This is a genomic window from Dapis brunnea BLCC-M229, assembly GCF_050015995.1.
Taxonomy (GTDB): Bacteria; Cyanobacteriota; Cyanobacteriia; order Cyanobacteriales; family Microcoleaceae; genus Trichodesmium.
Genome location: NZ_JBNHEP010000224.1, coordinates 80,152 through 104,746 on the forward strand (window position 1 = coordinate 80,152; position 24,595 = coordinate 104,746).

Genomic DNA, 24,595 nt, shown 5'->3' on the forward strand with positions numbered 1-24,595 from the left:
TTTCTTAGTTGTAACAGGCGTATCTGACTCAGACAAAATCATCTATCAGGACTTACGCATAACCACTTTATAGTGCCTTTCAGATTGATTAACCTCGCGTCATAACCAAAACTCTGTAGGTGTAGCAGCCAGCAATAAGAAAGCCCCGGACCAGCAATAACGAACTTTTTGAGCCAGGATTAACTGCAACTAGATTTATACTTGAGCCAGAATTAACTGCAACTGAGCCAGGATTATTTCCAACCAGACAGCAATAATTTTTTTGAGCCAGAATTAATTGCAACTAGACGTGTAAAGAAAACGTTCGTTTTTTTTACTCTTTTCTCTGAGCAATGACAGAAACGAAAATAGGACTTTAGAAAAGTAAAAAAACTCAGTCAAGTTATCTAAGGCAAGATATAATAATGAGTAATGAGTTTTTTGCCTCACAACTGAGGCCCACCCATGTTAATTGGTTATGCCCGAGTGTCCACAGATGACCAAAACTTAAGTCTGCAAAGAGATGCCTTGCGGACTGCGGGATGCCATCGGATTTATGAAGATCGTATTAGTGGGGCATCAGCAACCAGACCTGGTTTACAAAAAGCTCTTGAAGTAGCTCGAACCGGAGATGTATTAGTTGTGTGGCGTTTAGACCGACTGGGGCGATCACTCAAAAATTTGATAGAGATAGTGGAAACCCTTTCAAAAAGAGGTATAGAGCTACAAAGCCTCACAGAAGTAATTGCTACAAACTCTAGTAGTGGTAAACTTATCTTCCACTTATTCGCAGCTTTAGCCGAATTTGAGCGTAACCTGATTCGAGAGCGAACTCAAGTAGGCTTAAAAGCAGCTCGTGCCAGGGGACGGAAAGGTGGTCGTCCCAAAACCCTCAAACCAGCCCAGCGCCAGTTAGTAGTTAAACTTTACGATGAAAGCCAATACACCATTGATGAAATCTGTCAGATGATGGGCATCTCTAAGCCAACGCTTTACCACTACATTGCGGAGGCTAGAGGAACGACGTGAGCCGCAAACAAATTCCTTCTGAAGCACTCGTTCAACTACGCTCTAGACTGGAACTCTTACCAGAGCGTTCGCGGGAGCGTCGCGAACTAATTGAAGAAGCTTCTGCTAACTATGGTGTGTCAGTAGATACTCTATATCGTAGTTTACGAAGACAACAAAAGCCCAAAGCTATTCAGCGTTCCGACAAAGGAAAACCTCGTAAATTAACCCGCTCAGAAATGGAGAACTACTGCGAAGTCGTAGCAGCCATGAAAATCCGCACCAACAACTCCAAAGGGCGACACCTTTCCACAGCACGAGCCATTGAACTACTAGAAGAATATGGCATAGAAACTCCAGACGGTTTCATTCAACCACCAAAAGAACTGCTGAAAAAAAGCACGGTCAACTATTATCTCAAAGCTTGGGGATATGACCACACTTCACTCACCCGACAGCCACCAGCAGTGCGCTTTCAAGAAGAAGATAGTGCAATGAATGCTGGCACTTTGACTTGAGCCATTCCGACTTAAAATTTCTCTTGCAACCCCCTTGGGTGCAGTCTGGGCGAGAAAAACCACAATTAATGCTCTATAGTGTTGTCGATGACCGCAGTGGTGCTTGTTATCAAGAATATCGCTGTGCTTATGGCGAAGACGCGGAAACTGCTTTACGGTTCTTGTTTAACGCCATGAATGCTAAAACCATTGAAGGTTTTTCGTTTCAAGGCATCCCACAAATGCTCTACACCGATAATGGTCCGATCGCCAAGAGTCGAGTATTTCAGAATGTGATGGACTGTCTGGGAGTAAAAGTAGTAACTCACCTACCGAACGGTAAAGATGGCAGGCGAGTTACAGCACGAGCTAAAGGGAAAGTCGAGCGCCCTTTTCGCACCATTAAGGAAGCTCACGAAACCCTCTACCACTTCCACCAACCGGAAACTGAAGTTGAAGCCAACCGTTGGTTACATCAGTATTTGCTCAACTACAACAGTCAGCCTCACCGTCAGGAAAACCATTCTCGCATTGAAGACTGGCGTCTACATCTCCCCAAGACAGGATTACTGCAAATGTGTAGCTGGGAACGCTTTTGTACCTTTGCCAGGGAACCTGAGCAGAGAAAAGTTGATGGTTGTGCGCGAATCTCTGTTGAAGGAGTGGCTTACGAAGTTGACCCAGATTTAGCAGGAGAAAAGGTGATTCTCTGGTGGGGGTTATTCGACAACGAGTTGTATGTGGAAAAGGAGGAAAAAAGATATGGCCCCTATTTACCAGTAGATGGCCCTATTCCCCTACATCGCTATCGCCAATTCAAGAAAAGTCAAACTCAACAACGAGCTGATAGAATTGAAGCTCTCTCAAAAAAATTGGTTCTGCCGACTGCTGCCTGGCAAGGAGACGGGGAATTCCAGTTCTTTGCTCAAACTCAAACAGCACCAGGATTAACTGTAGTTCCTTTTATTGACCCCGACCCCTTCCAAGAATTTACCTATCCCACAGTATTGGCAGCCAAGGGTGCTATTGCTGACTACCTAGCTTTGCCCTTAGCTCGTTTATCTGAAGGAGAGCGGGCTTTTATCGACGACTTGTTAAAAGAAACTTTAGAAAAACAAGTGATTTTGGAAAGGGTGCAGCACTACTTTCAGAGTGGGAGGCGGAACAAAGATGTTGACTGAAGTGCAGCAATTTTTCGGCTTAGTCAAGGAATTTCGGCGGGCGGGTTACTATGAAACAGAACACCTGCGCCGTTTATTCACAGAGATTTCTGCTGCAATTCGTATGGGAAAATTAATTGCCATCACAGGGGTTGTAGGCTGTGGTAAGACTGTTACTATGAGACGTTTACAGGCAGCTTTGAAGCTTGAAGGGAAAATCTGGGTATCTCAATCTTTATCAGTGGATAAAAACCGAACCACATTACCGAGTTTGATTGCAGCCTTATTCTATGATTTATCTTCAGATAAACAGGTAAAGATTCCTAGTTCTGGAGAAAAGCGGGAGCGCGAACTGCGAGAACTGTTTCGCAAGGGAAAGAAGCCAGTTGCACTCTTTATTGATGAAGCCCATGACTTACACTATAGTACCTTAACCGGACTCAAGCGTTTGATAGAGGTGGTAGAAGATGGAGGAGGTACTCTCTCAATTGTGTTAGGCGGTCATCCTAAACTTAAGAATGACTTGCGTCGTCCAACAATGGAGGAAATCGGCTATCGCACTGCCGTCTTTTCCTTGGATAGTATTGGTGGTTGCCAGGGGGAATACATCCAATGGCTTTTGGGAGAATGTGTGGCAGAATATACACCCCTTTCTGAATTAATTGTTCCTGAAGCTGTTGATGAACTAGCAAAAAAATTGAGAACGCCTTTACAAATTCAACAGCACTTATCTTTAGCTTTTGACCAAGCTTACCGTCTGGGTGAAAAGCCTGTAACTGTAGCGGTGATTGAATCAATTCTTTCTAAACAGATTGATGAGTTAGAACCAACTTTAACTCGTCATGGCTATAACGTCAAAAGTCTGTCTGAACAGTTTAATGCTAAACCAGGGGAGATTCGTTCTTTGTTTCGTGGTCAACTTGAACCTAGTCGCGCCCGTGAGTTGCAGGAACAGATGTTGGCTGCTGGACTACCTTTGTAGGGACTATTTTCTCCAAACTCCATCAACAGTTTTTGAGGCTCTGTCAGCTTTACGGCTTAAAGAATGCCGTATCATAGCGTTCTAGTTGCATTTAATTCTGGCCGAAAAAAGTTATTGCTGGCTAGTTGCAAATAATCCTGGCTCAGTTGCAGTTAATTCTGGCTCAAGTATAAATCTAGTTGCAGTTAATCCTGGCTCAAAAAGTTCCTTATTGCTGGTCCGGGGCTTTCTTATTGCTGGCTGCTACACTTAGGGGTTCTATAGGCGACAAATCTGGAGAGTAAGCTGGTAAGAATATTAATTTGGCTCCTGCTGAGTTAATTAATTCTTCGTTTTCTTTACACGTCTAGTTGCATTTAATTCTGGCTCAAAAAATTTATTGCTGTCTGGTTGCATTTAATTCTGGCTCAGTTGCAGTTAATTCTGGCTCAAATAATAATCTAGTTGCAATTAATCCTGGCTGAAAATGATCCTTATTGCTGGTCCGGGGCTTTCTTATTGCTGGCTGCTACAAATAATAAAATCTTTGTAGCAGAGTAGCTGTACTACACGCTTTATGCGTAACTCCTGTAAACTTTAAAAAAGTTGACCAAACAATAAGGTCTCAAGCCTCCGGGTTGAGCCAGAGGTTCTAATAACTGATAATTAATAACTGATAACTAAAATGACCCAATCTGCTCCAACTCAATCAGAATCAACCTTGATGACAGTCATCAGACTTCTGAGATGGAATAAACCTGCCGGACGTTTTATTTTAATGATTCCTGCCCTATGGGCCGTATTTTTAGCTACCCACGCCATGCCACCCATACCATTAGTAGGAGTAATAGTAGTAGGGACATTTGCTACCAGTGCCGCAGGTTGTGTAATTAATGATTTGTGGGACCGGGATATTGACCCAGAAGTAGAGAGAACTCGCGATCGCCCCCTTGCTTCCCGCGCTCTGAGCATTCAAACAGGTATTGTTATTGCGATTATTGCCTTTGCTTGTGCTGGAGTTATCGCCCTATATCTCAACCCCCTAAGTTTTTGGTTATCTGTAGCAGCAGTTCCAGTAATTATTTGCTATCCCTTGGCAAAACGGTTTTTTCCAGTACCCCAGTTAGTGTTATCTATTGCTTGGGGTTTTGCCGTGTTAATTAGTTGGAGTGCTGCTGTCGCTGAGTTAGATACTGCAACTTGGATATTGTGGGGTGCAACTATTGTTTGGACATTGGGTTTTGATACAGTTTATGCCATGAGCGATCGCGAGGACGATCGACTTTTAGGTGTTAATTCTAGCGCTCTATTTTTTGGTGAATATGCTACTAATGCTGTGGGTATATTTTTCTTTTTAACTGCTGTTTTCTTAGGGTTATTAGGAATAGAAATGGAGCTACATATTGGCTTTTGGATAACCCTTGGAATTGCTACAGTTTTTTGGTTTACTCAATATGGAAAATTACGGCAAGAAGATATTTTGAAACCTTACGCTCAGATATTCAGACAAAATGTTTGGATTGGTTTTATCTTATTAGCTGGCATGATTATAGGTTTCATTTTTTGAACAAAAATATAGTTTTTATAAGTACGCATAAACCTGGTTTATTAATAAAAATTCTGTGAAAAACAATAGTCATAGCAATAAACCCGGTTTCTTGTTTGGTTGCGTAAGTGCGAAGCAGAAACCTGGTCGATATACAAAATTAACTGTTTATTTGAGATGCTAGCTCGCCATATCAAATCCAGATAATTACTATACCTAAGTCATTGCGACTGGAACGAAGTGGAAGGAAGCAATCTCAGGGGTTTAAGAAATTGCTTCCTATCGTCGCAATGACGACTGTTCAATCGGATTCTATATCACAAATTATTTAATTTTCCTAACCTGAAAAACTATAGCAACCCTAAATTGATTGTGACAATTTTTATAATAATTAATTTGAGCTGAAAACCTTGAAAATTATGACTTCTGACTCCTGACACCTAAGTGCCACTAAAGTATTACAACTTAAATAGGATTGCTATATGATGCTTTTTCAGATGCCATTTGAAAATACTATAAAAAACTTTTTTAACAAGAAACCTACAAAAAAAACAACAGTTTCATACCCCCCTACAATAATCAACATTCCTATAAAAGTGACAATAAATGAGTTAATATATCCTACATCCTTTTTAGTTTCAAGTAAGTTTTCTTAGTATTCATTCAGCTTGATAATAAATTCATCTTTATTTAAAGAATTTCCAGATTGAACAAATTATTCACGTCTTAACAAATCTTCTTGATATTTTTCAAAATTTTGAATATATTTATTTTTTTCTAAATTAAGTGCTTTATTATATTGATTTATATTATATTGCCTATTAAGACAGGGACGTAATTATTACCAGTAAAAAAAAATACTGTAATTCTAGATAAAAAATATATTTTATTTTCTTGTTCTTTATTCATGATAATTAGAACATTTAACTTACATTATAAAAGCAAATAATTGCTCCTATAACTCCTCCTACATATGTTACTGAAGATATCAATAAAGTGCCCAGCTTATCCTCATTATTTTTAATAAATATATAGATAATATAACCAATAAAAATAAGAGTTAAAATGATCAATAAACTAAAGTAATATTTCCTTTTTATAATCTTCTATTATCGTTACCGTACCTTTTAAAAAGTTGAGAAATCTTCCAAACAAGTTAAGGGAAACTAACCACATCAAAAATTGTACTAATGGCTTTGTTACCTTATCCATGAGAAGTTAAAACATCTTAATTAAGTTACCTTCCCATATTATCATAATAAAAATATTTTAAACCTGAAAAATGTGTTGATTCTTGATAGGTTTGCAACATCATAGTGTGAATTCTGCCAGTAAATCTGTAAAATATGCGAATGATTTAACTGGTATTTTGCCTGGTAATAGTCTTATTTCTCTTTTGTTCATACCCAATTTCGTCAAAGTTATACCTATGGGCAAGGTTAATTTTAAAGAAAATATAAGTTTAATGACAAAATATTAAAATTCCCCACGAACTCTTAAAAACTTGTTATTTTAAGAAAACATTTAAAAAACTGTTAAAAACAAACTATGAAAGTATCAAATTCTTCAGTACATCTAGGTCAATCAATATCCCTAGGAATTGTTTTATTACTAATGAGTCTTGGGATTATGCTTTTGACAGCTATAATGATAGCAAATGGTAGTTAAACAAAATAATAGACCTCTTGGGTGAGAGGTCTAGTTAGTCTAATTTGTAAGATAGTTTTAGTTTTGATGAATAGGGTGGGATAGTGGCATTCCCACCCTATAAACGTACCAAAAGATTTTTACCATGAGTATCAGTACCACAGGTATTAAGTAAACCATAGGTAGCACTAAGTTTTTTAACTTGTTCTGTTTGTTTTGGACTAGGAGACCAAGGTTTAGTATGAGTGTAACCATAGTAAGTCTCGACGCCATCAATACCCAACTTCGCTGCTGCCTTGATTAAATCAGTAACAGAACGCTTATAACGACAAGGATGAGCGAGTACCGCCAAACCACCCGCTTCTTGAATAGCAGTAATCACATTAGCAGCTTGATATTCTTGACCTTTAGTCGCTTTTCCTGTCAAATAAGGTTGTAAACTCGGATGTTCTAGATCAAAGCCATATCCGAGAATATGTACCTCAACATTCAGTAAGTTGGCATTAATTTCTACCCCACTCCAGAGAGTAGGTGCTAAATGCTCTCGATCTGGATTAATAGATTTCCAGTTTTCTAACCAACTTTGAGCTATTTGATAACCACCAATACTATGATGGTCAGTAATGGCCAAACCTTTGAGACTGATCGCAATTGCTTGCTCTATTAAACTCTCAGGTCTTAACTGTCCATCGGAGTATATTGTATGCATATGAAAGTTATAAGAATTTGGACAGCTATAGGCATCAATAGTTTCAAAGATTTGCTTAATTTTAGAGTAATTATTAACCACTCTTTTCTGAGTAAAATCAGGAGCCAAAGTTATGTTGATAGACATATATCTTCATAAATTGTTACTTTATCCAACTATATCTAAAATTTGGCTGATAAGCTGCAAGTTTGTCCCAGTTAACTAATATGAAAGTTCTCAGTGCAGTTGTTGAGGAAATATGCACAGAATTAGGCAACAGCTCCAGAAAGTAACAGGAATAATAGTTTCAGAGTTTTTATCATTTTTGGGACTTTTGATAACTCATATTCCACGAGTCACTTTATCATCTAATTAGGGCTTGCTGATTAAATATCAAAGCACTGACAGATATTGCTTTGAGCCTTTTTTGGTCGAAAAAAGTGCGCCTGTTTCGGTCCAAAAAGCTCATGCATGCTAGTATTTTGGGATGATTATGGCAGAAAAATCTTGGGACAATTTTTACGACTACCTCCTCTATAATCTCCATTTCTCCAGTCTCGTGTCTCCAGTCTCGTGTCTCCTACCCCTACCAAAAGACTTTCCATAAGCAAACCCTAATTAAGTAGACAAAAATCGTTAAATCGCCTCGTATTTATACTCTATAAATTATCTTTATTCACCTTCCTCATAGTCAAACCAGAAGGTTTAATTAAGTATAAATACTTAATTAGTTTCTCTGATTAGCTATTTCCTACGGGACTCTATGTGAATGCCATTCGCTCTTATACGCCAACAAATTTACCGATCCCCTACCTCACTGATTATCTTTTCTACTATATTTTTAAATTCAGAATCTTTATTATAAATTATTGAATAATTCTATATATTCAAACTTTTTAATGAATTAGTCTAACAGTATTAATTTTATTATAAAAATTTTCTACCAGAAAAATTAAATATATTGATAATTATTGTAGCAATTTATTTGTATTTTTAATTACATAAAAATTATAAATGGACTAAATTAAAATAGAGTGGGCATTGCCCACCCTAGAAAGAAGTAGGATTACCCATATAGCAAACTTTCATTGGATAAGTAAAAATAATTTGTTTCATTTTTAATACCATACTAACTTTGGTCACTATTGCGAAAGACCCAAGCCATATCCAACAATTTTGCCCAACGCTTCTGTAACTGTTTAGGGGTACATTTGATTCCAGCAGCGATCGCTTTTTCATCTTCACCACCTCGCTTAAGTTGTAAAATTTGCTGTTGCTCAGGAGAAAGTGTGACTAAGAAAGCTTCCCATTGCTCAGAAGTCATACCTAGTTTTTGATCGATATCGGCACCTAACCATTGATGCACTAGCTTCCAATTTTGAGAGCGAGCAAACTTTTCTACATGATACTTAAAACGCTGCTGTAAATAATCCCGTTGGCGAGCTGTTAAACCTAACTCTTTATCAATATCAGATGCTTGATAATCTTGTAGTTTTAACCGTAGATAATCAATACATTGGTCTTGACCAGCTGCTTCCAAATAGTTAATCAACTCAGAAATTACGCGATCACGTAATACAGCTTCAGCAGGGTCAACAGCTTCAGAAACCATTTGCTCCCGAACTTGTTGTACAGCAGAAGAACGACTAAAAGCTTCGGCATCTTCACCTTTAGGAGACTCAACCGCCATTTCAATATCAATAGCAGTTTCAGGAGGTTGACCTTTAGCAAAACCCTGAGCGCGTAGCACAATTAATCTTTGACGATTTCGACCGGGCAAACCAATTTGACGTTTAGCATACTGTTCAGTGAATGCCATATATTCTGCCAATTCTAACTTCATTTTAGGAGTATAGTCTTGATCTAAACCATGTTCCCGTCGGAAAGCTCGTAGAGACTCAATATAAAACCCTTGCAGAAAATCCTCAATCAAGTTATAGCGACCTTGGAAATTTAACTGAGTTCCAAAAGAAGCAATATGACGATAAATCATAGAAGCTAGCAGAGAGTGTAATTCTACCCGACCTTGCTTAGAACCGAGTTTGTAGTATTGCAAACACTTTTGCCAGCGATGACGTGCCAAACTAAGTTGCCAAGAACGAACTTCACCAGAATTTTGAATACGATTACTCTTTAAGCAAATCCTTTCTACTTCTTGAGCTATTCGCATAGCTACAGTTTGAGCTTTTGCCGGCTTAGTTTTTGCCGCAGTTTGCAATTCTTGTAAAACCACAGCAGCTAAAGCTTCAGTATTCATTTCTAGTACAGTATTCGCTGTAGTTTGATTTTCAACTTGGCTGTTATTAACTTCTGGAGCGGTAGTGGAGTTGTTGGTTAGGGAGTTGGGGGAGTGAGCAGTCTTAACAGTCATTTTATTTTACCTCTGGATAATGCACGCTAGGTGTAGGAAACAACAATCTAGAGTCTTTGGTTTTGGTTGAAATCTTTGTGATTTGTTCCTTGCCTCTACACTTATAACTATAGAAAAGTTGGCTAACCTAATAGCAAAGGAGAGTTACACTTTTCCAATGTGGTTTTATTGCCAATAGCCAATTCTGGAACTTAGTACCAAAGATATATTTTCCGGATTCTTACCAAAAAGGGGCGAAAGCTTAATATACATTGAAAATCAAGAGTTTCGGAACCAAACCATCTCAGGAACGAGGAACTGTGACAATCATTAAATTGAGAATGCCACCTGTGTAACAGATACACAAGTGGCACATATAGAGGAGGGTGGGAAGTTTGGGAAGGGTAGGGAGTTTGGGGAGGGAAAGTCTAGGAAGTGTGGGAAGAGTGGGAAGTATGGGGAGTGTCAGAAGTATGGGGTCTCAAAGATAGGTAACGCGCAGAAATCATCAAATTTTTTCCCCTGCTCCCTACTCCCTACTCCCTATCAAAGCTGTTAGAGTTTCAACTCCAAGACCTTGCCGAATCAGATTGGGCTGCTGGCCAGTTAAGTCAAGGATAGTGGATACTTGATATCCTGGGTCAGAACCATCATCCACAATTATATCCACTAGATTTTCTAGACAATCAAACAATTCTGCTTTACCAGTGACTGCTTCTATCTTTATCGGGGCCATTCCTTCAGCATCACTGGTAATATGAGCTGATGTGGAAATTATGGGATTGCCCAAAGTTTCTAATAAAGACAAGCATACTTGATTGTCTGGAACCCGAATACCTGTTGTTTTACGTTTTGGACTCATCACCAGTCGTGGCACTAACTTTGTAGCAGGTAGCACAAATGTGTATGGGCCAGGAATTAAACGTTTGATAATCCGGTAGCCTGAGTCACTTACAATAGCGTAACTGGCAATGTTAGACAGGGAGGAACAGAGGAATGTCAGAGGCTTATCATTAGATAATTGCTTAATTTGCCTAACTTTCTCCACAGCAGATTTAACAGAGAGGTCACAACCTATTGCATAAACAGTATCCGTGGGATAAAGCATCACTGCCCCATCTTTAAGATCCTTGATAATCTGTTCTACACGTCTTTGTTGGGGGGTATCAGGATGAAGTTCGTAAAAAGTTGCCATTTTTTTTTAGTCAAAAGTCATATCAGTTATCAGTACCGACCGCTGAAGCCTTATGCTGGAGATACTGAATCGAATATTTTTTTCATGTCCTTAAAAGGTGCAGAAGACCTTATTTTTTGGTCAAAAGTTAAAAGTTAAAAGTTAAACCGAAACTTTTATTTTTGGGTAGTCCTAAAATATTAAGCATAAAGGATATCCGCACTATTCGGAGATTCTGATATTTTCTATTGACTGTTCTCTATTTCCTGTTCCCTGTTCCCTATTCCCTACTTGCCTAGTTTATGAACAAAATAGCTTACCTTGAATGTCCCACTGGTATTGCAGGCGATATGTGTCTGGGTGCTTTAGTCCATGTTGGTGTCCCTCTGGACTATCTAATCGAAAAACTAAATCTTTTGGGTATTTCCCAGGAATATCAGTTAAGCACAGAAAAAGTCCATCGTAATGGTCTAGTAGCTACGAAATTTCATGTTAAGCTAACTCATGCAAATTCTGAAGATGGGGAACCCTTAACTTTTGACAAGCACCATCACCATAATCACGATGCAGAAAATAACCCCAGCAGACAAAAACACCATCATGCTCATAACCGCCATTTGCCAGAAATAGAGGCATTAATCAAAAAAGCGGGATTGCCCCAACGTGCTGAAGCTTGGAGTTTGGGAGTGTTTCACAAGTTGGCAGAAGCAGAAGGTGCTGTACATGGTCTTGCCCCAGAGCAAGTACATTTTCACGAAGTTGGGGCAACTGATGCCATTATTGATATTGTAGGGACTTGTTTGGGGTTAGATTGGTTGAATATTGACGAATTGTATTGTTCGCCTTTGCCTACTGGTGGGGGTATTGTGAGGACTGCTCATGGTCTATTACCTGTACCTGTACCAGCAGTGCTAAAACTTTGGGAGTTGCATAATGTTCCGATTTATAGTAATAGTCTTAAAAAAGAATTGTGTACTCCTACAGGTAGCGCGATCGCTTGTACTATTGCTACTGGTTTTTGTTCGCCACCGTCAATGTCTTTGCAATGTGTTGGTTTGGGGGCAGGTTCCCAGGATTTAGCTATCCCTAATATTCTGCGTTTGTGGATCGGAGAAGGGAAAGTTCAGACTCAATATTCTCAAGTTAAAAAGTCTGATGCTACTACTGCCCAACATTCGCACCTAGAAACTGTCTCAGTCTTAGAAACTCAAATAGATGATTGTACTCCTCAAGCGATCGCCTATACTTTTGATGTTCTGTTTGCTGCGGGTGCTTTGGATGTTTTTACTCAACCTGTGACAATGAAAAAATCCCGCTTGGGAGTATTACTGACTGTTATTTGTACACCAGAAAAGTTGTCTGCTTGTGAAGAAGTAATATTTCGGGAAACTACGACTTTGGGTATTCGTCAGTCTATTCAACAACGAGCTATTTTGGAGCGAGAAATTCATCAGTTGGAAACAGAGTATGGAGCAGTAAGGTTAAAGGTGGCAAAGATGGGGGATAAAATTGTTAATGTGCAACCTGAATATGAAGATTGTGCTACATTAGCTAGACAGGAAAATATGCCTTTGATGGAAGTGCAGAAAATGGTATTGCAGAGTTGGTACAAAGTCATAAATCTGATACCGTTTCACGGAAGTCATGCATCGAGTGTGTCATTCTGAGGTCTGCTCAGAATGTAAGACACACTCAAGACACTCAAAAGTCAAAAGTTCAAAGTAAGATTTTATCGGCTTAAAACTTTGACCAAAAAATCAGGTCAATAGCTTCCCCTTTCAAGGGAATGAAAAAAAATCAACTTCAGTTATCAGTACCTCTGACTGAAGTCAGAGGTACTGATAACTGATAACTGAAATGACGCACTCAGTAATTTCCAGTTTTTGATGATACAGTTATGAGGAGAGCTTGGAGTAGTCATTTATAGTTACCTCATAGTAGAAGTTTATTTTCGCCTCAAACTATTATAGCAAAAGTTTTTTATAAATCAGCGACGAGAAAATTAGAGCCAAAATTAGGAGCAAAGCTGCTGAAATTCTTTACAAAAAAATAGTAAGTGCTTTAAGATCGAGTATTACAATGAAATAATCATAAATGAAACTCCAGGATAGACATCTTGAAAGAACTGTTAATTACGGCAACTGATACAGACGCTGGCAAAACAATATTGACGATCGCTCTTGCTTCCTATTGGCAAACTTACTACAAAGACCTTCGCTTGGGTTTATTTAAACCTATTCAAACTGGTATCGGCGATCGCGAACTCTACACCAAATTATTTTGCCTTGACCAATCCCTTGACGAAATTAATCCTTTATGGTATAAAACACCCGTTGCTCCTCCGGTAGCTTCAGAACGGGAAGGTCGTCTGGTAGAATTAGATCGGGTATGGTCAACCTTTACAACCTTGCGACAACAAAAAGATTTTGTATTAGTCGAAGGTTTAGGAGGACTCGGTTCCCCTGTAACTCATGAACTCACAGTAGCAGACATAGCTAGGGATTGGCATTTACCTACAGTTTTGGTTGTACCAGTAAAATTAGGCGCGATCGCTCAAACTGTAGCAAATGTCGCCCTAGCTCGTCAAATGAAGGTTAATCTTTTAGGAATTATTCTTAATTGTGTGAAACCTTGCTCAGAACAAGAAATAGCTGACTGGACTCCAGTTGAGCTAATTGAATCCTTAACCCAAGTACAAGTTTGTGGAATTCTACCACATTTAGCAGATATTACTGACTTAGGTAAATTAGCCAAAGCAGCTTCTAACCTAGATTTAGAAAAATTTCTGTCCTTGCCAACCAAAGTATAGCTGAAGTCAGAAGTCAGAAATCAGAAGTCAGAATTTAGATTCTGACTGTGACTACATTTGAGAGGCGCGAAAATGTCCTAAGCGCCCTGACGACTGCTATAAAAAGTTAATCTCTCATTATCAAAAATATGGTTTCAACTATTTCGACCTCAAATTCTGCTATCGAATCTCAACTGCGCCGAGACATTAGCAAACTGCAACCTTTATTAGTTGAGTGGCGACGACATCTGCATCAAAGACCCGAATTAGGTTTCAAAGAACACCTAACAGGACAATTTATTTCCGAAAAATTACAAAAGTGGGGCATCGAACATCAAACAGGAATTGCTAAAACAGGTATAGTTGCAACTATTAATAGCGGTAAACCAGGTCCTGTACTTGGTATTAGAGCAGATTTAGATGCGCTACCAGTGCAAGAATTAAACGACGTGCCATATAGATCCATACATAATGGTATTATGCACGCTTGTGGCCATGATGGACATACAGCGATCGCTCTCGGTACTGCCCACTATCTCGCTACTCATCGTCAAGATTTTAGTGGTATAGTCAAAATCATTTTCCAACCTGCCGAAGAAGGACCTGGAGGCGCTAAACCAATGATTGAAGCAGGAGTGCTGAAAAATCCTGATGTAGATACCATCATTGGTTTGCACTTGTGGAATAATCTCCCGGTTGGTACATTAGGAGTCCGGAGTGGTGCTTTAATGGCAGCTACTGAAAGATTTAGTTGCACAATTTTGGGCAAAGGTGGGCATGGAGGAATGCCACATCAAACAGTAGATTCTATTGTAGTAGCAGCACAAATTGTTAATGCTTTACAAACAATAGTAGCTCGGAATATCGACCCTATAGATTCAGCAGTTGTAACTGTGGGGCAGTTGAAGGCAGGTAGAGCATTTAATGTTATTGCTGATACTGCCAGAATGAGTGGAACTGTCCGCTATTTTAGTTTGGATTATCAAAATTATTTTAGTAAACGAATTGAGCAAATAATTTCTGGAATTTGCGCAAGTTATGGAGCAAATTATGAGTTTAATTATAATCCTCTTTATCCCCCATTAATTAACAACCCAAAAGTTGCAGATTTAGTTAAAAGTGTTGCCGAATCAATAGTAGAAACTCCTGCCGGTGTTGTACCAGAATGCCAAACTATGGGAGGTGAAGATATGTCATTTTTTCTACGAGAAGTACCTGGTTGTTATTTCTTTTTAGGTTCAGCAAATTCTGAAAAAGGTTTAGCTTATCCCCACCATCATCCTCAATTTGATTTTGATGAAACAGCTTTGGGAATGGGAGTAGAAATGTTTGTCCGTTGTGTAGAGAAGTTTTGTATTCAGGGATAATTTTTTTGCTTTTTTGGAAAAGCAAACTTCTATTTAAAACTGGGTTTTTATTATAAAAATCCAGTTTATTTCTATTTTTAAGATGGAAGTTTTTTAGTAAGTATTCAACCGTCAGCTATAGCAATCCTATTTAATATCATGTCCGCTTAATTAGCGATATAACTCCGTTCCGATCCGCGTTTCATGTCGCGCAGCGAAACAAAAAACTTTCTTCTCCTTCTCCTCCTTCTCCTGATATATTCTTTTTTCCACTACTTCTCCCTCCTGACTCCTGACTCCTCCCTAATTGTAGCAAAAATTTATCAATTTGGTATGACCCATCTTCCCTACCTATTCCCTACTCCCTAAAACTATCAACATACCTACTTAATGAAGTAGGAAATTGTTGTATGTTTACAAGTAAGCATTCAGCTATTAGCAGTCAGCTTTTTAATGAATGATGTAGCTAGATAGACTATTAAGGTTAACTGATAGACTTTTACCGTAATTTTTAATTCTTTGAAATCTCTCAATTGCTTTTTCCTGCTTTAAAGGTAATGAAACTGATAGCTGTTAATGCAGTTCCTCCGCAGGAGGCTAACGCAGTTCCTCTGTAAGAGGCTAGCTGACCGCTGTTTGCACAGCATTCCAAAGGAAATGCTTAGGTTTAGATCAACTAAATTGATACAATTGTATGCTTAGACAAAAATTCTAGTTTTTTTTATATTCCCTATCTTCCTTATCTCATATTTCAGATATGTTAAAATGTAAATTAGAATTTTTTTAAACTCACTAAACTTCCCTTTTCATTAAGATAATTGAGGATTAAAATATCAAGATTATTATGGGTTATACTGCTTTTTTAAAAAAGGTATTTTTATCTAAATAAAGTATTAAGAATAATCACAATATCCGAAATCTAGACTTATATAGTTGGTAGCTAAACTTGTAATTAAAAATAGTTCAGAATATTTATGCAAAATAACATCAAGCAAAGGCCAAATTATCTAAGAATATTAACAATTGCTTCTCTATCTTTATTAGGAAGCCAAATGCCAAATATTGCTAAGGCAGACCAGTGGACTCCACCAATTAACCGTACAAATGAGATATTAATTGCTCAACAACAAGAAGTTTGTCAACTTCAGTCTTCACCAGCAGATAACCGTCAGGGTGTAGATTTTCGAGATCGACCAGGTAGTGGTAATAATATTGCCTTTTTTAATAATGGTACTCCTGTAACAGTCATCAATAGGTCGAATGACGGAGAATGGACGCAAGTGACAGGACCTAATAATGCTCAAGGTTGGGTATATACTCCCTATCTGCAAAATTGCAATACACGCTCTGCTTCACAACTACCCAATACAGGTAGTACGACAGGTGGAATACCCATTGGCACAATGTGTCAAGTTACAGGTTGGCCTGACTCCCCTAATATTCCAGTTCAAGATTTTCCCAATCCTCGAAGTAACCCTATGCCCTATGTTTTTCAAAAAGGTACTCAACTACAAGTTACACAGCCACCAGCAGGGCAACAGTCTCAAACAAAGTGGGTTTACGTTAGCTCTACGGCTAATCCTCAACAAGTAGGCTGGGTATGGAAGCCTTATATTCAATGTAATTAATTTAAAGAAGTCAGGAGTTAGAATAGAAAATTGGTGGTGGTGCTCGCGTAATGGTAGAGAGAGTCCAGGGAGGGTGGGAAGTGTGGGGGGTGTATGGAGTACGGGGAGTGTGAGAAGAAATTAAAAAATATATATCTTCACCATTACAATGCAGGACTACCGAAAATTGTGAAGATTCCTTTTGATTTTCTACAATTTCTACGTTTCTTTGGTACTAGACTGAAACATCTAAAATGGTAGGTTAGGAGGGATTTCTAAATAACGTTCACAGTCTAAATTTTAGCAGTAAATACGCACCCTACTGGACCGACACAGCTAAATTGGTGCATTACATCATTGGGGGGCGGGTTCATCCAATCATTTGTAACACCATTAACTTAACGCGGAACCCGCCCCTACTATTGCAACATTTTAGGTGTGTCACGCCACTACAATAATGAACTCTCAAATGTAGTCCGTGCTGCGAATTTAACTTCTGACTTCTAAATTCTAAATTTTGCTATACTTCCCATCTCCTTTGATTATCAAAAATCTTGCCCCCAGTGCCAAATACAACATAAAATTAATTATTACTAAAAATTTAAGGCTGTGCCATATAGGCCATTGTCCGGTACAGGGAGAATAAAATTATGACTCATCGTCCAATAATCCTAGGTATTGTGGGTGATAGTGCTGCGGGTAAAACTACCTTGACTAGAGGAATAGCTCAAGTATTAGGGCCAGAAAATGTCACTGTTATATGTACAGATGACTACCATCGCTATGATCGAAAACAACGAGCTGAAATAGGTATTACTGCCCTCCACCCAGATTGTAACCATCTTGATATAATGCAGCAACATTTGACTCTGCTGCGTACTGGACAACCAATTCTTAAGCCTATTTATAATCACTCAACGGGAAAATTTGACCCCCCAGAATATATTAAGCCTAGCAAATTTGTTATTGTTGAAGGACTACTGGGTTATTCGACTAGGGGGGCAAGGGATTGTTACGATGTGAAGGTGTACCTTGCACCACCAGAGGATTTAAGGGCGAAATGGAAAGTAAAACGGGACACTATGAAAAGGGGCTACACTGAGGCACAAGTCCTGAAAGAGATGGAAAAGCGGGAACTAGACTCGGAGGCGTTTATCCGTCCCCAACGTAAGTGGGCAGATGTAGTTGTTACTTTCTATCCTCCTTCAAATGATGAAAATAGCTCTCAACTTCATGTACGCTTGGTGCTTAGACCAACTATTCCTCACCCAGATTTTCTAGAGATTATTGGTCAAGGTAGTCCTAGTTTTCAGCCAGCTGTGCGCTTGGGGTTAGACCGGGATATGGGTAAACCGGTGGATGTTTTAGAAATTGATAGTAATGCTACTAAGGAACAGGTCAATGAATTAGAGATTATTCTCTGTCAGGACACGCCTTACTTAAAAGATTTCTGCTCGCCGAAAGGAGACCCAGATCTTGGTAAGTTAGTTGGTACAACTGGGGAGTTGCTTCAGAGTTATCCTCTAGCTTTGACTCAGTTGCTTGTTGCTTATCATATGATTAAGGCAACTAATATTTATCAATAGAATTCTTGTAGAAGTTATAAATAGGAAACAGGGGTAAAAATTTCACCCTTTTTATCTATTATTTTATTTGGGATTTTTGAATGATTATTGAGAATTGTTGATAGTTAGTAATCAGCTATTGTATCCTCTCCTCGTCAGATTTTATTTGACAAGAAAGTTGTTTTGGTAGAGTATAAATCTAAGTAAATTTTGAACTATAAACTATGTCAAACAAAATTTCGGCTACATAATTTTATGAGAATTATGCTGTCAAATATGATGATGTAATTAAAGGTAAGTGTAAAGCACAACATCTCGATGAGGCAGTTAAAATATTCCACCAACACAATAATAATCAAGGTAGTATTTTAGATATTGGTTGTGGAACTGGACTTATCAGTTAATTATTAGAGGGAAATTTTGAATATACAGGTATTGATATTTCAGCTAATATCCTGGAATATGCAGCGTATTTTGTTAAAGATGTAGGAACGGCGATGAAGCATATTTATCGAATTGCTCGTCAAGCCATTTTAATAAGCCTTGATGAACTGACAGAGGAATATATTAAAAAGTTTATTGTTCCAGTTTACGACCATTCAAAAATGGTAATTGAAAATGCCATTCAAGATTATTTTATTATAGGTATTTTATTATAGGTTGGGTTTCTTCAAGTAAAGGTATTCCTATCCGAACTCGCATGATTTATATTGAAAAAAACTAAGGTAACTGTAAATTAGTAGTGATTTTTGCAGTTTATCTTCTAACAAGAAAAAGAATAGACTGACTAAGATCACTACTTCTAAAAAAATACCTTTGTTTAAAAAACAAAAGGTAATATTGAAGTGGGGGCGGGTATCATTTCAGGACCTCGCAAGTCTAATAGTTGCACAATAATTAAATAGGCGATCGCCAAACCTATAGAAATTACCCCAGTAATAATAGCCACAATTTTTCTACGATCCATAATTTTCTACTCCTGAACTTATATAATAATTCAAAAATTAGCTTTTTGTAGGTTGGGTTGAGGAACGAAACCCAACAAACCCCTTTGACAGCGAATTCCACCTGAGTGAGGTACACCCCGGAGCGGGCTATAAACATTTAATTGTTAATATCTGTACTTCATATACCTGGAATATTCTGTATATGTTGGGTTGCGCTACCGTTTAACCCAACCTACAGTATTATAACTTTACTAATTAACATTTTTGATTTTTAACTTTTAACTTTTAACTTTTAACTTCTGCCTAGTGGTACTAGCTTAACCCAGAACGTCTGCGCAAAACTTCTACCAAAGTCAGAAAATCTTCTGGCAAAGGAGCGATCGCCTCGACTAGCTCCCCAGAAACGGGATGTTCTAACTCTAGTCGCCAAGCATGAAGAGCTTGACCATTTAAGTTGACTCCTACCGAACGACCTTTGCCATAAATAGTATCCCCCACAATAGGATATCCTATTTTAGCGCTATGAACCCGAATTTGATGAGTCCGCCCAGTCTCCAACCGAAATAACATCATGGAAAAATTTCCCAAACGTTCCTTCACTTCCCAATGAGTAACAGCAATTTTCCCACCTCTTTCCACAGGTGTCACCGCCATTTTTTTTCGGTCTATCCGATGACGACCTATAGGTAAGTCTATTGTACCACTATCCGTTTTCGGACTACCATAAACCACTCCTAAATATTCCCGCCTCGCCGTTTTCGCCTGTAACTGTGCCTGCAAATGTTGATAAGCTTGGTCTGTTTTTGCCACCATTATTGCGCCAGTAGTATCCTTATCCAAGCGATGCACAATACCTGGTCGTTGTACTCCACCAATACCTGCCAAAGAGTCACAATGAGCTAAAAGTGCATTAACTAAAGTACCTTCAGAATGTCCGGGTGCTGGATGTACGACTAAACCTGCTGGTTTGTTGATAATTAATAAAGCATCATCTTCATAGAGAATATCTAAAGGAATATCATTAGCTTCTATTGCCAAAGGTGTTGGTGGCGGAATAGTTACAATAATCTTATCGCCCTTTTGTACTATTGCTTTTTTAGAAGTGCAGAGTTGTTCATTTACTTTCACATTGCCTTGGGAGATTAACTTTTGGATATGCGATCGCGATAAGTCTAGCATTTGTTGAGACAGCCAAATATCCAAACGTTTAGTTATTTCATCCTCACTATTCACCTCTAAAATAATTGAACTTTCATCAGTCATAATTTATAAAAATTGTTTGTGGAATTAGCACTCTATCCAATCTACACTCTAGTATAAGATAACTAGACCTCTTGCAAAATTGAGAGTCAAGTAAATTACAGTACAGAAATCATTAGTTTTTCTGACTTTTGACATTTTATTTTTGAATTAATTCTGCAAGAAGTCCACTAAATATCAAATAGGTTGGCCAATAGAGTTTCGACTTAGTTAACAATTTGCGCAATTTAGCGATATAATACGATAGTTCTCTTCACAAGTAGTAACGAGGGTCAAATTTGTATCTTCTGCACTAATCGCTGCTTAAACATTTCTGGGGTGTCTATCTATTAGACCTCTCCAAAAATCCTGCTCGCTACTGGGAAGGGCGCAGTGAGGGTTTGAGAATCAAATGTTTCTGATGTCTATTGACAAAGACTTAAATGTAAGTATAGACTCAATAGATGCGGTTGGCTTAAGCGTCAATGCCTGTGGATGAGTAACCGCCGACGGCCTCAGTAGAAGCAGGAAGTAAACTTCAAGTTGTCATGTTATGTGACGCTTTGTATCAGTTTTATGAAGCAGCTACTGATTTAGAGAATGAAACATACTCTTTCTGTTTTAGTTGAAGATGAAGCGGGAGTTTTGACCCGCATTGCTGGTTTATTTGCCCGTCGTGGTTTTAATATTGAAAGTCTGGCAGTTGGCCCAGCAGAACAAACTGGTATTTCTCGAATTACAATGGTAGTACCTGGGGACGATCAGATTATTGAACAGTTGACCAAACAACTATATAAGTTGGTTAATGTTTTAAAAGTACAGGATATTACAGCGACTCCCTGTGTAGAACGAGAATTAATGTTACTTAAGATTAATGCTACTACAGCTATGCGCTCAGAAGTGATCGAAATTGCAAATATTTTTCGGGCGCGGGTAGTAGACGTAGGAGAAGACTCACTAACTATTGAAGTAGTAGGAGACCCAGGAAAAATGGTAGCTATTGTTCAAATGCTTGCTAAATACGGTATCCGTGAAATTGCTAGAACAGGAAAAATAGCTTTAACTCGTGAGTCTGGTGTTAATACTGAGTTCCTTAAACTTAAAGCTTTGGAAGCCAAGATATAAGTATTTTTTGGGATATTAATTAGGAGGGGGTCATTATGTAGGATGGGAAATGGTAATTTGAGCTTTTATATCAGTTAAAAGGTTACTATTTCGCTCTCTCAAAACCTAACTATCCTTAAATTTTTACTGATTTAATTTTAATCCTCAGCTAAGTTATTCTCAATTAAATATCTGATTTAGGCAATTACTCCTTTGTTTAGCGCCAGTTAATTAGGAATAATTGCTTTTTTTTATATTCACTGAGTTATGATGCAAAGCTTGTAGTGGAGTGGCAAACCTAAAACTGTACAATAGATTTTTGTTTCTAGGTGTGTTTATCTCCCCATCTCCCTATCTTCCCATCTAACGCACCATTTTAGCTGTGTCGGTCCAGTAGGGTGCGTTAGATAGTTATAATCATGCTCGTAGTTGGGCTTTAGCCCTTGCAATACTTATATTAGGGCTAAAGCCCAACTACAAACAAAAACTTCTATAAAACTAACTTATTCTGCATCTATCTGCCTCTACACTACAAGAGCTCTAGTTCTTATTTTCTCTTCCATATATCTGAAAACCACTACAAGATAGATTATTTTCGTTAGGCAATACCACTTTAAAATCAATTATAAATACTATTTATATCTTCAATAAAATCAATAATTAGTGTTTTCACTTAATACAAAAGTACTAACTTTTTTAGATTAAAAAATACTTCCGGAACTCTACAAACTACCCAGTAAAACTTGATAGAAAATTAAAGAACGATTTGTTCTAAAAGGGCAAATCAAGTAGTCAATAAATTCACAATTAATTGTGAATTTTAACTACATAAATCAAAGCAAATATTGAATAGGTTTTTAGTAATTAAAACCTAACTTCAATAGGAAAATAATTCCTGCTTTGTCAATTACTGTCGTTTATATTTACACACAAAAACCATGACACAACCCAGCGCACAAGACCAATACATGCTCGAATTGGTAAACAGAGATCGCTTAGATCCTCAAGCAGCAGCCGATCTTTATCTAAGTGGAAACCTAAATGAAGGACTTTCCGCAGGTACAATTTCCACTGATACCAAACAACCTCTAGCATTTAATCTTAACCTCAATACTGCTGCGACAGACCACAGTCAGTGGCTACTAGATAACAACAAATTTCAACACTCAGGAGAAGGCGGTACAAACTCCAGGCAACGTATGGAAGCTGCGGGGTATACATTTGACGATGATTCTGATCCAAATGGGGAAAATCTTGCTTGGTTAGGAACAACAGGTACCCCCAACTTAACTACTTTTGTCAGGAAAAACTACGAAAACCTGTTCATTGACGCAGGTGTATCTGGTAGAGGTCATCGTGTCAGCCTAATGAATGGTAGCTTCCAGGAAGTTGGAATTGCTTCACTACAAGGCCCGTTTACCCCTAGTGGTACAACTTTCAACGCAGTGATGACTGCCCAGAATTTTGCTTCTTCTGGGGCGAGTGGCCCATTTATCACAGGTGTTGCCTACACTGATGCAGTCAATAATGACGACTTCTATACAGTCGGTGAAGGAATAAGCGGGATAACAGTTACAGCAGTTGATATACTAAATAGTGCTAATACTTTCACAACCACTACTTGGGATGCAGGTGGTTATAGTTTAGATGTAAACCCATCTGCAACTTACGATGTAACCTTCTCTGGCGATCTGGATCAGGATGGCCAGGCAGACGATACAGCAACTTATCAAGTTACAGTTGGTTCCGAAAACGTCAAACAAGATGTAGTCAGTGACAACTTACCTGTTCCTCCTCCTACTCCTAGTGTTCCCACTCCTGGTGACGATAACCTGAATGTAGATGGTACTACTGTAGCAGTTTATGGTTTAGCAGGCGATGACACTCTAACTGGAAGCAGCGGTGGCGACAGTATTGGTGGTGGAGAAGATGATGATGTTTTAAATGGTGAACTCGGCAATGACTCTCTGACTGGATGGACTGGTAACGATCAAATTAACGGCGGTAGCGGTAATGATACCCTCCAAGGTGGAGATGGTCTTGATACTCTCAATGGTGATGGAGACAATGACTCCTTAAAAGGGCACGCTGGTAACGACATTCTCAATGGTGGTGATGGCGATGACACTGCCGGAGGTGGTAAAGGTGATGATATTATTGATGGTGGTGCTGATAATGATTACCTGACTGGATGGAAAGGTAACGATGTCATTACTGGTGGTACTGGTAACGACATGGTTAAAGGTGGTGATGGTTTGGATACCCTCACAGGAGTCGATCCAACTGCTGCTCAACCCGGTAATAATGAGATAGATACTTTGGAAGGGGGTGCCGATGCTGATTTATTTATCTTAGGTGATAGTCAGGTTTACTATGATGGTAGTGGTACAGCAGATTACGCTCTCATCCTTACTTTCAATGGTGCTGAAGGCGATGGGATTCAACTATATGGTAATATTGATGATTATAGTTTCAACGAAAATGTTTCTGGGTTGCCTGCTGGAACAGCTATATATACCAACAGTGGTAGTGAACTAATTGCTGTTGTTGATGGAGTTACAGGTATGAATTGGGGTAATACAAATACAAATGGCTTGTCTTTTGTATAGTCTTTAGTTTCTCTCCTGGGTACGATCAATTGAAAATTTTTGCGGTATAGATCAGGACTTACGCAAATTTTCCTATATAACCCAAAATGTAGGGGTGATTCAAGAATCACCCCTACCATATATATATAGAACCCATTTGATAGCTATATAATTATGGTAGTCAAGTCTTTTCGCGCATCAATTTTGAGGAAAAATCATCATCTCAAGGAGTGTTGAATTTTTTGTATTATTTCTCCCCACATCTTCCTTCTTCTCTCTTCCCTCTTACCTCTTACCTCTTACCTCCTGTCTCCTGACTCCTGCCTCCTGCCTCCTGCCTCCTGAATCCTGTCTCCTGTCTCCTGTCTCCTGTCTCCTGACTCCTTGCTAAATTTATGAAG

General features: G+C 38.5%; 16 protein-coding genes and 1 pseudogene. 12 read left to right on the forward strand and 5 right to left on the reverse strand.

Features of this window, described 5'->3' with window-relative positions; genetic code table 11:
• The first annotated feature begins 444 nt into the window (after window positions 1–444).
• The 4 genes and pseudogenes from ACP6PM_RS25340 (at window position 445) to ACP6PM_RS25355 (ending at window position 5,172) form a co-directional block, all read left to right on the forward strand.
• Entirely contained in the window at window positions 445–1,008 is a 564-nt protein-coding gene (locus ACP6PM_RS25340; protein WP_426589566.1) for a recombinase family protein, read from the forward strand.
• A gap of 11 nt (window positions 1,009–1,019) precedes the next feature.
• Window positions 1,020–2,665 (forward strand): annotated as a pseudogene (locus ACP6PM_RS25345) (transposase family protein).
• Entirely contained in the window at window positions 2,655–3,626 is a 972-nt protein-coding gene (locus ACP6PM_RS25350) for an ExeA family protein (RefSeq protein WP_426589568.1), read from the forward strand. The pseudogene ACP6PM_RS25345 and the gene ACP6PM_RS25350 overlap by 11 nt, the downstream one beginning before the upstream one ends.
• A gap of 664 nt (window positions 3,627–4,290) precedes the next feature.
• Window positions 4,291–5,172 carry a 4-hydroxybenzoate solanesyltransferase gene (locus ACP6PM_RS25355; protein WP_426589570.1) on the forward strand — a complete coding sequence of 294 codons (882 nt, stop codon included), beginning with the start codon at window positions 4,291–4,293 and terminating at the stop codon, window positions 5,170–5,172.
• 1,744 nt (window positions 5,173–6,916) lie between these two features.
• On the opposite strand, the gene ACP6PM_RS25360 is transcribed toward ACP6PM_RS25355, so the two are convergent.
• The 3 genes from ACP6PM_RS25360 to ACP6PM_RS25370 form a co-directional block, all read right to left on the reverse strand.
• Window positions 6,917–7,633 carry a PHP domain-containing protein gene (locus ACP6PM_RS25360; protein ID WP_426589572.1) on the reverse strand — a complete coding sequence of 239 codons (717 nt, stop codon included), beginning with the start codon at window positions 7,631–7,633 and terminating at the stop codon, window positions 6,917–6,919.
• 982 nt (window positions 7,634–8,615) lie between these two features.
• Window positions 8,616–9,857 (reverse strand): HetZ-related protein, encoded by a 1,242-nt coding sequence (locus ACP6PM_RS25365; protein WP_426589574.1) that lies wholly within the window; start codon window positions 9,855–9,857, stop codon window positions 8,616–8,618.
• Window positions 9,858–10,365: 508 nt separating this feature from the next.
• Window positions 10,366–11,031 carry an L-threonylcarbamoyladenylate synthase gene (locus ACP6PM_RS25370; protein WP_426589576.1) on the reverse strand — a complete coding sequence of 222 codons (666 nt, stop codon included), beginning with the start codon at window positions 11,029–11,031 and terminating at the stop codon, window positions 10,366–10,368.
• Between the two features lie 281 nt (window positions 11,032–11,312).
• Between ACP6PM_RS25370 and larC the strand changes: the two genes are divergently transcribed.
• The 6 genes from larC (at window position 11,313) to ACP6PM_RS25400 (ending at window position 18,975) form a co-directional block, all read left to right on the forward strand.
• On the forward strand, window positions 11,313–12,677 hold the full coding sequence (gene larC / locus ACP6PM_RS25375) for a nickel pincer cofactor biosynthesis protein LarC (protein WP_426589578.1): 1,365 nt from the start codon (window positions 11,313–11,315) through the stop codon (window positions 12,675–12,677).
• A 449-nt stretch (window positions 12,678–13,126) separates the two neighbouring features.
• Entirely contained in the window at window positions 13,127–13,819 is a 693-nt protein-coding gene (bioD, locus tag ACP6PM_RS25380) for a dethiobiotin synthase (RefSeq protein ID WP_426589580.1), read from the forward strand.
• A 128-nt stretch (window positions 13,820–13,947) separates the two neighbouring features.
• Entirely contained in the window at window positions 13,948–15,165 is a 1,218-nt protein-coding gene (locus tag ACP6PM_RS25385; protein ID WP_426589582.1) for a M20 metallopeptidase family protein, read from the forward strand.
• Window positions 15,166–16,118: 953 nt separating this feature from the next.
• Window positions 16,119–16,772 (forward strand): SH3 domain-containing protein, encoded by a 654-nt coding sequence (locus tag ACP6PM_RS25390; RefSeq protein WP_426589584.1) that lies wholly within the window; start codon window positions 16,119–16,121, stop codon window positions 16,770–16,772.
• Between the two features lie 629 nt (window positions 16,773–17,401).
• On the forward strand, window positions 17,402–18,337 hold the full coding sequence (locus ACP6PM_RS25395) for a phosphoribulokinase (protein ID WP_426589586.1): 936 nt from the start codon (window positions 17,402–17,404) through the stop codon (window positions 18,335–18,337).
• 476 nt (window positions 18,338–18,813) lie between these two features.
• A complete protein-coding gene (locus ACP6PM_RS25400) occupies window positions 18,814–18,975 on the forward strand; it encodes a hypothetical protein (protein ID WP_426589588.1) in 162 nt (53 codons plus the stop codon).
• A gap of 161 nt (window positions 18,976–19,136) precedes the next feature.
• Here ACP6PM_RS25400 and ACP6PM_RS25405 read toward each other — a convergent pair whose 3' ends face one another.
• Both ACP6PM_RS25405 and ACP6PM_RS25410 read right to left on the reverse strand, forming a co-directional pair.
• Entirely contained in the window at window positions 19,137–19,283 is a 147-nt protein-coding gene (locus ACP6PM_RS25405) for a hypothetical protein (protein WP_426589589.1), read from the reverse strand.
• 292 nt (window positions 19,284–19,575) lie between these two features.
• The gene (locus tag ACP6PM_RS25410) at window positions 19,576–20,526 is read right to left on the reverse strand and encodes an RluA family pseudouridine synthase (RefSeq protein WP_426589591.1); all 951 of its coding nucleotides are present in this window, start codon (window positions 20,524–20,526) and stop codon (window positions 19,576–19,578) included.
• A 576-nt stretch (window positions 20,527–21,102) separates the two neighbouring features.
• Here ACP6PM_RS25410 and ilvN point away from each other — a divergent pair.
• Window positions 21,103–21,627, forward strand: coding sequence for an acetolactate synthase small subunit (gene ilvN / locus ACP6PM_RS25415; RefSeq protein ID WP_426589593.1), 525 nt, complete (start codon window positions 21,103–21,105; stop codon window positions 21,625–21,627).
• Window positions 21,628–22,544: 917 nt separating this feature from the next.
• Complete coding sequence (locus tag ACP6PM_RS25420; protein ID WP_426589595.1) at window positions 22,545–24,215, forward strand: CAP domain-containing protein; 1,671 nt, start codon at window positions 22,545–22,547, stop codon at window positions 24,213–24,215.
• The last annotated feature ends 380 nt before the right edge of the window (window positions 24,216–24,595 follow it).

Excerpts from the sequence above, each read along its gene's own strand:
- ACP6PM_RS25390 (WP_426589584.1), top strand. The coding sequence starts at position 16,119 with ATGCAAAATAACATCAAGCAAAGGCCAAATTATCTAAGAATATTAACA.
- larC (WP_426589578.1), top strand. The coding sequence starts at position 11,313 with ATGAACAAAATAGCTTACCTTGAATGTCCCACTGGTATTGCAGGCGAT.
- ACP6PM_RS25340 (WP_426589566.1), top strand. The coding sequence starts at position 445 with ATGTTAATTGGTTATGCCCGAGTGTCCACAGATGACCAAAACTTAAGT.
- ACP6PM_RS25350 (WP_426589568.1), top strand. The coding sequence starts at position 2,655 with ATGTTGACTGAAGTGCAGCAATTTTTCGGCTTAGTCAAGGAATTTCGG.
- ACP6PM_RS25405 (WP_426589589.1), bottom strand. The coding sequence starts at position 19,283 with ATGGATCGTAGAAAAATTGTGGCTATTATTACTGGGGTAATTTCTATA.
- ACP6PM_RS25360 (WP_426589572.1), bottom strand. The coding sequence starts at position 7,633 with ATGTCTATCAACATAACTTTGGCTCCTGATTTTACTCAGAAAAGAGTG.
- ACP6PM_RS25400 (WP_426589588.1), top strand. The coding sequence starts at position 18,814 with ATGAAGCATATTTATCGAATTGCTCGTCAAGCCATTTTAATAAGCCTT.
- ilvN (WP_426589593.1), top strand. The coding sequence starts at position 21,103 with ATGAAACATACTCTTTCTGTTTTAGTTGAAGATGAAGCGGGAGTTTTG.
- ACP6PM_RS25355 (WP_426589570.1), top strand. The coding sequence starts at position 4,291 with ATGACCCAATCTGCTCCAACTCAATCAGAATCAACCTTGATGACAGTC.
- ACP6PM_RS25410 (WP_426589591.1), bottom strand. The coding sequence starts at position 20,526 with ATGACTGATGAAAGTTCAATTATTTTAGAGGTGAATAGTGAGGATGAA.
- ACP6PM_RS25420 (WP_426589595.1), top strand. The coding sequence starts at position 22,545 with ATGACACAACCCAGCGCACAAGACCAATACATGCTCGAATTGGTAAAC.
- ACP6PM_RS25395 (WP_426589586.1), top strand. The coding sequence starts at position 17,402 with ATGACTCATCGTCCAATAATCCTAGGTATTGTGGGTGATAGTGCTGCG.
- ACP6PM_RS25385 (WP_426589582.1), top strand. The coding sequence starts at position 13,948 with ATGGTTTCAACTATTTCGACCTCAAATTCTGCTATCGAATCTCAACTG.
- ACP6PM_RS25370 (WP_426589576.1), bottom strand. The coding sequence starts at position 11,031 with ATGGCAACTTTTTACGAACTTCATCCTGATACCCCCCAACAAAGACGT.
- ACP6PM_RS25365 (WP_426589574.1), bottom strand. The coding sequence starts at position 9,857 with ATGACTGTTAAGACTGCTCACTCCCCCAACTCCCTAACCAACAACTCC.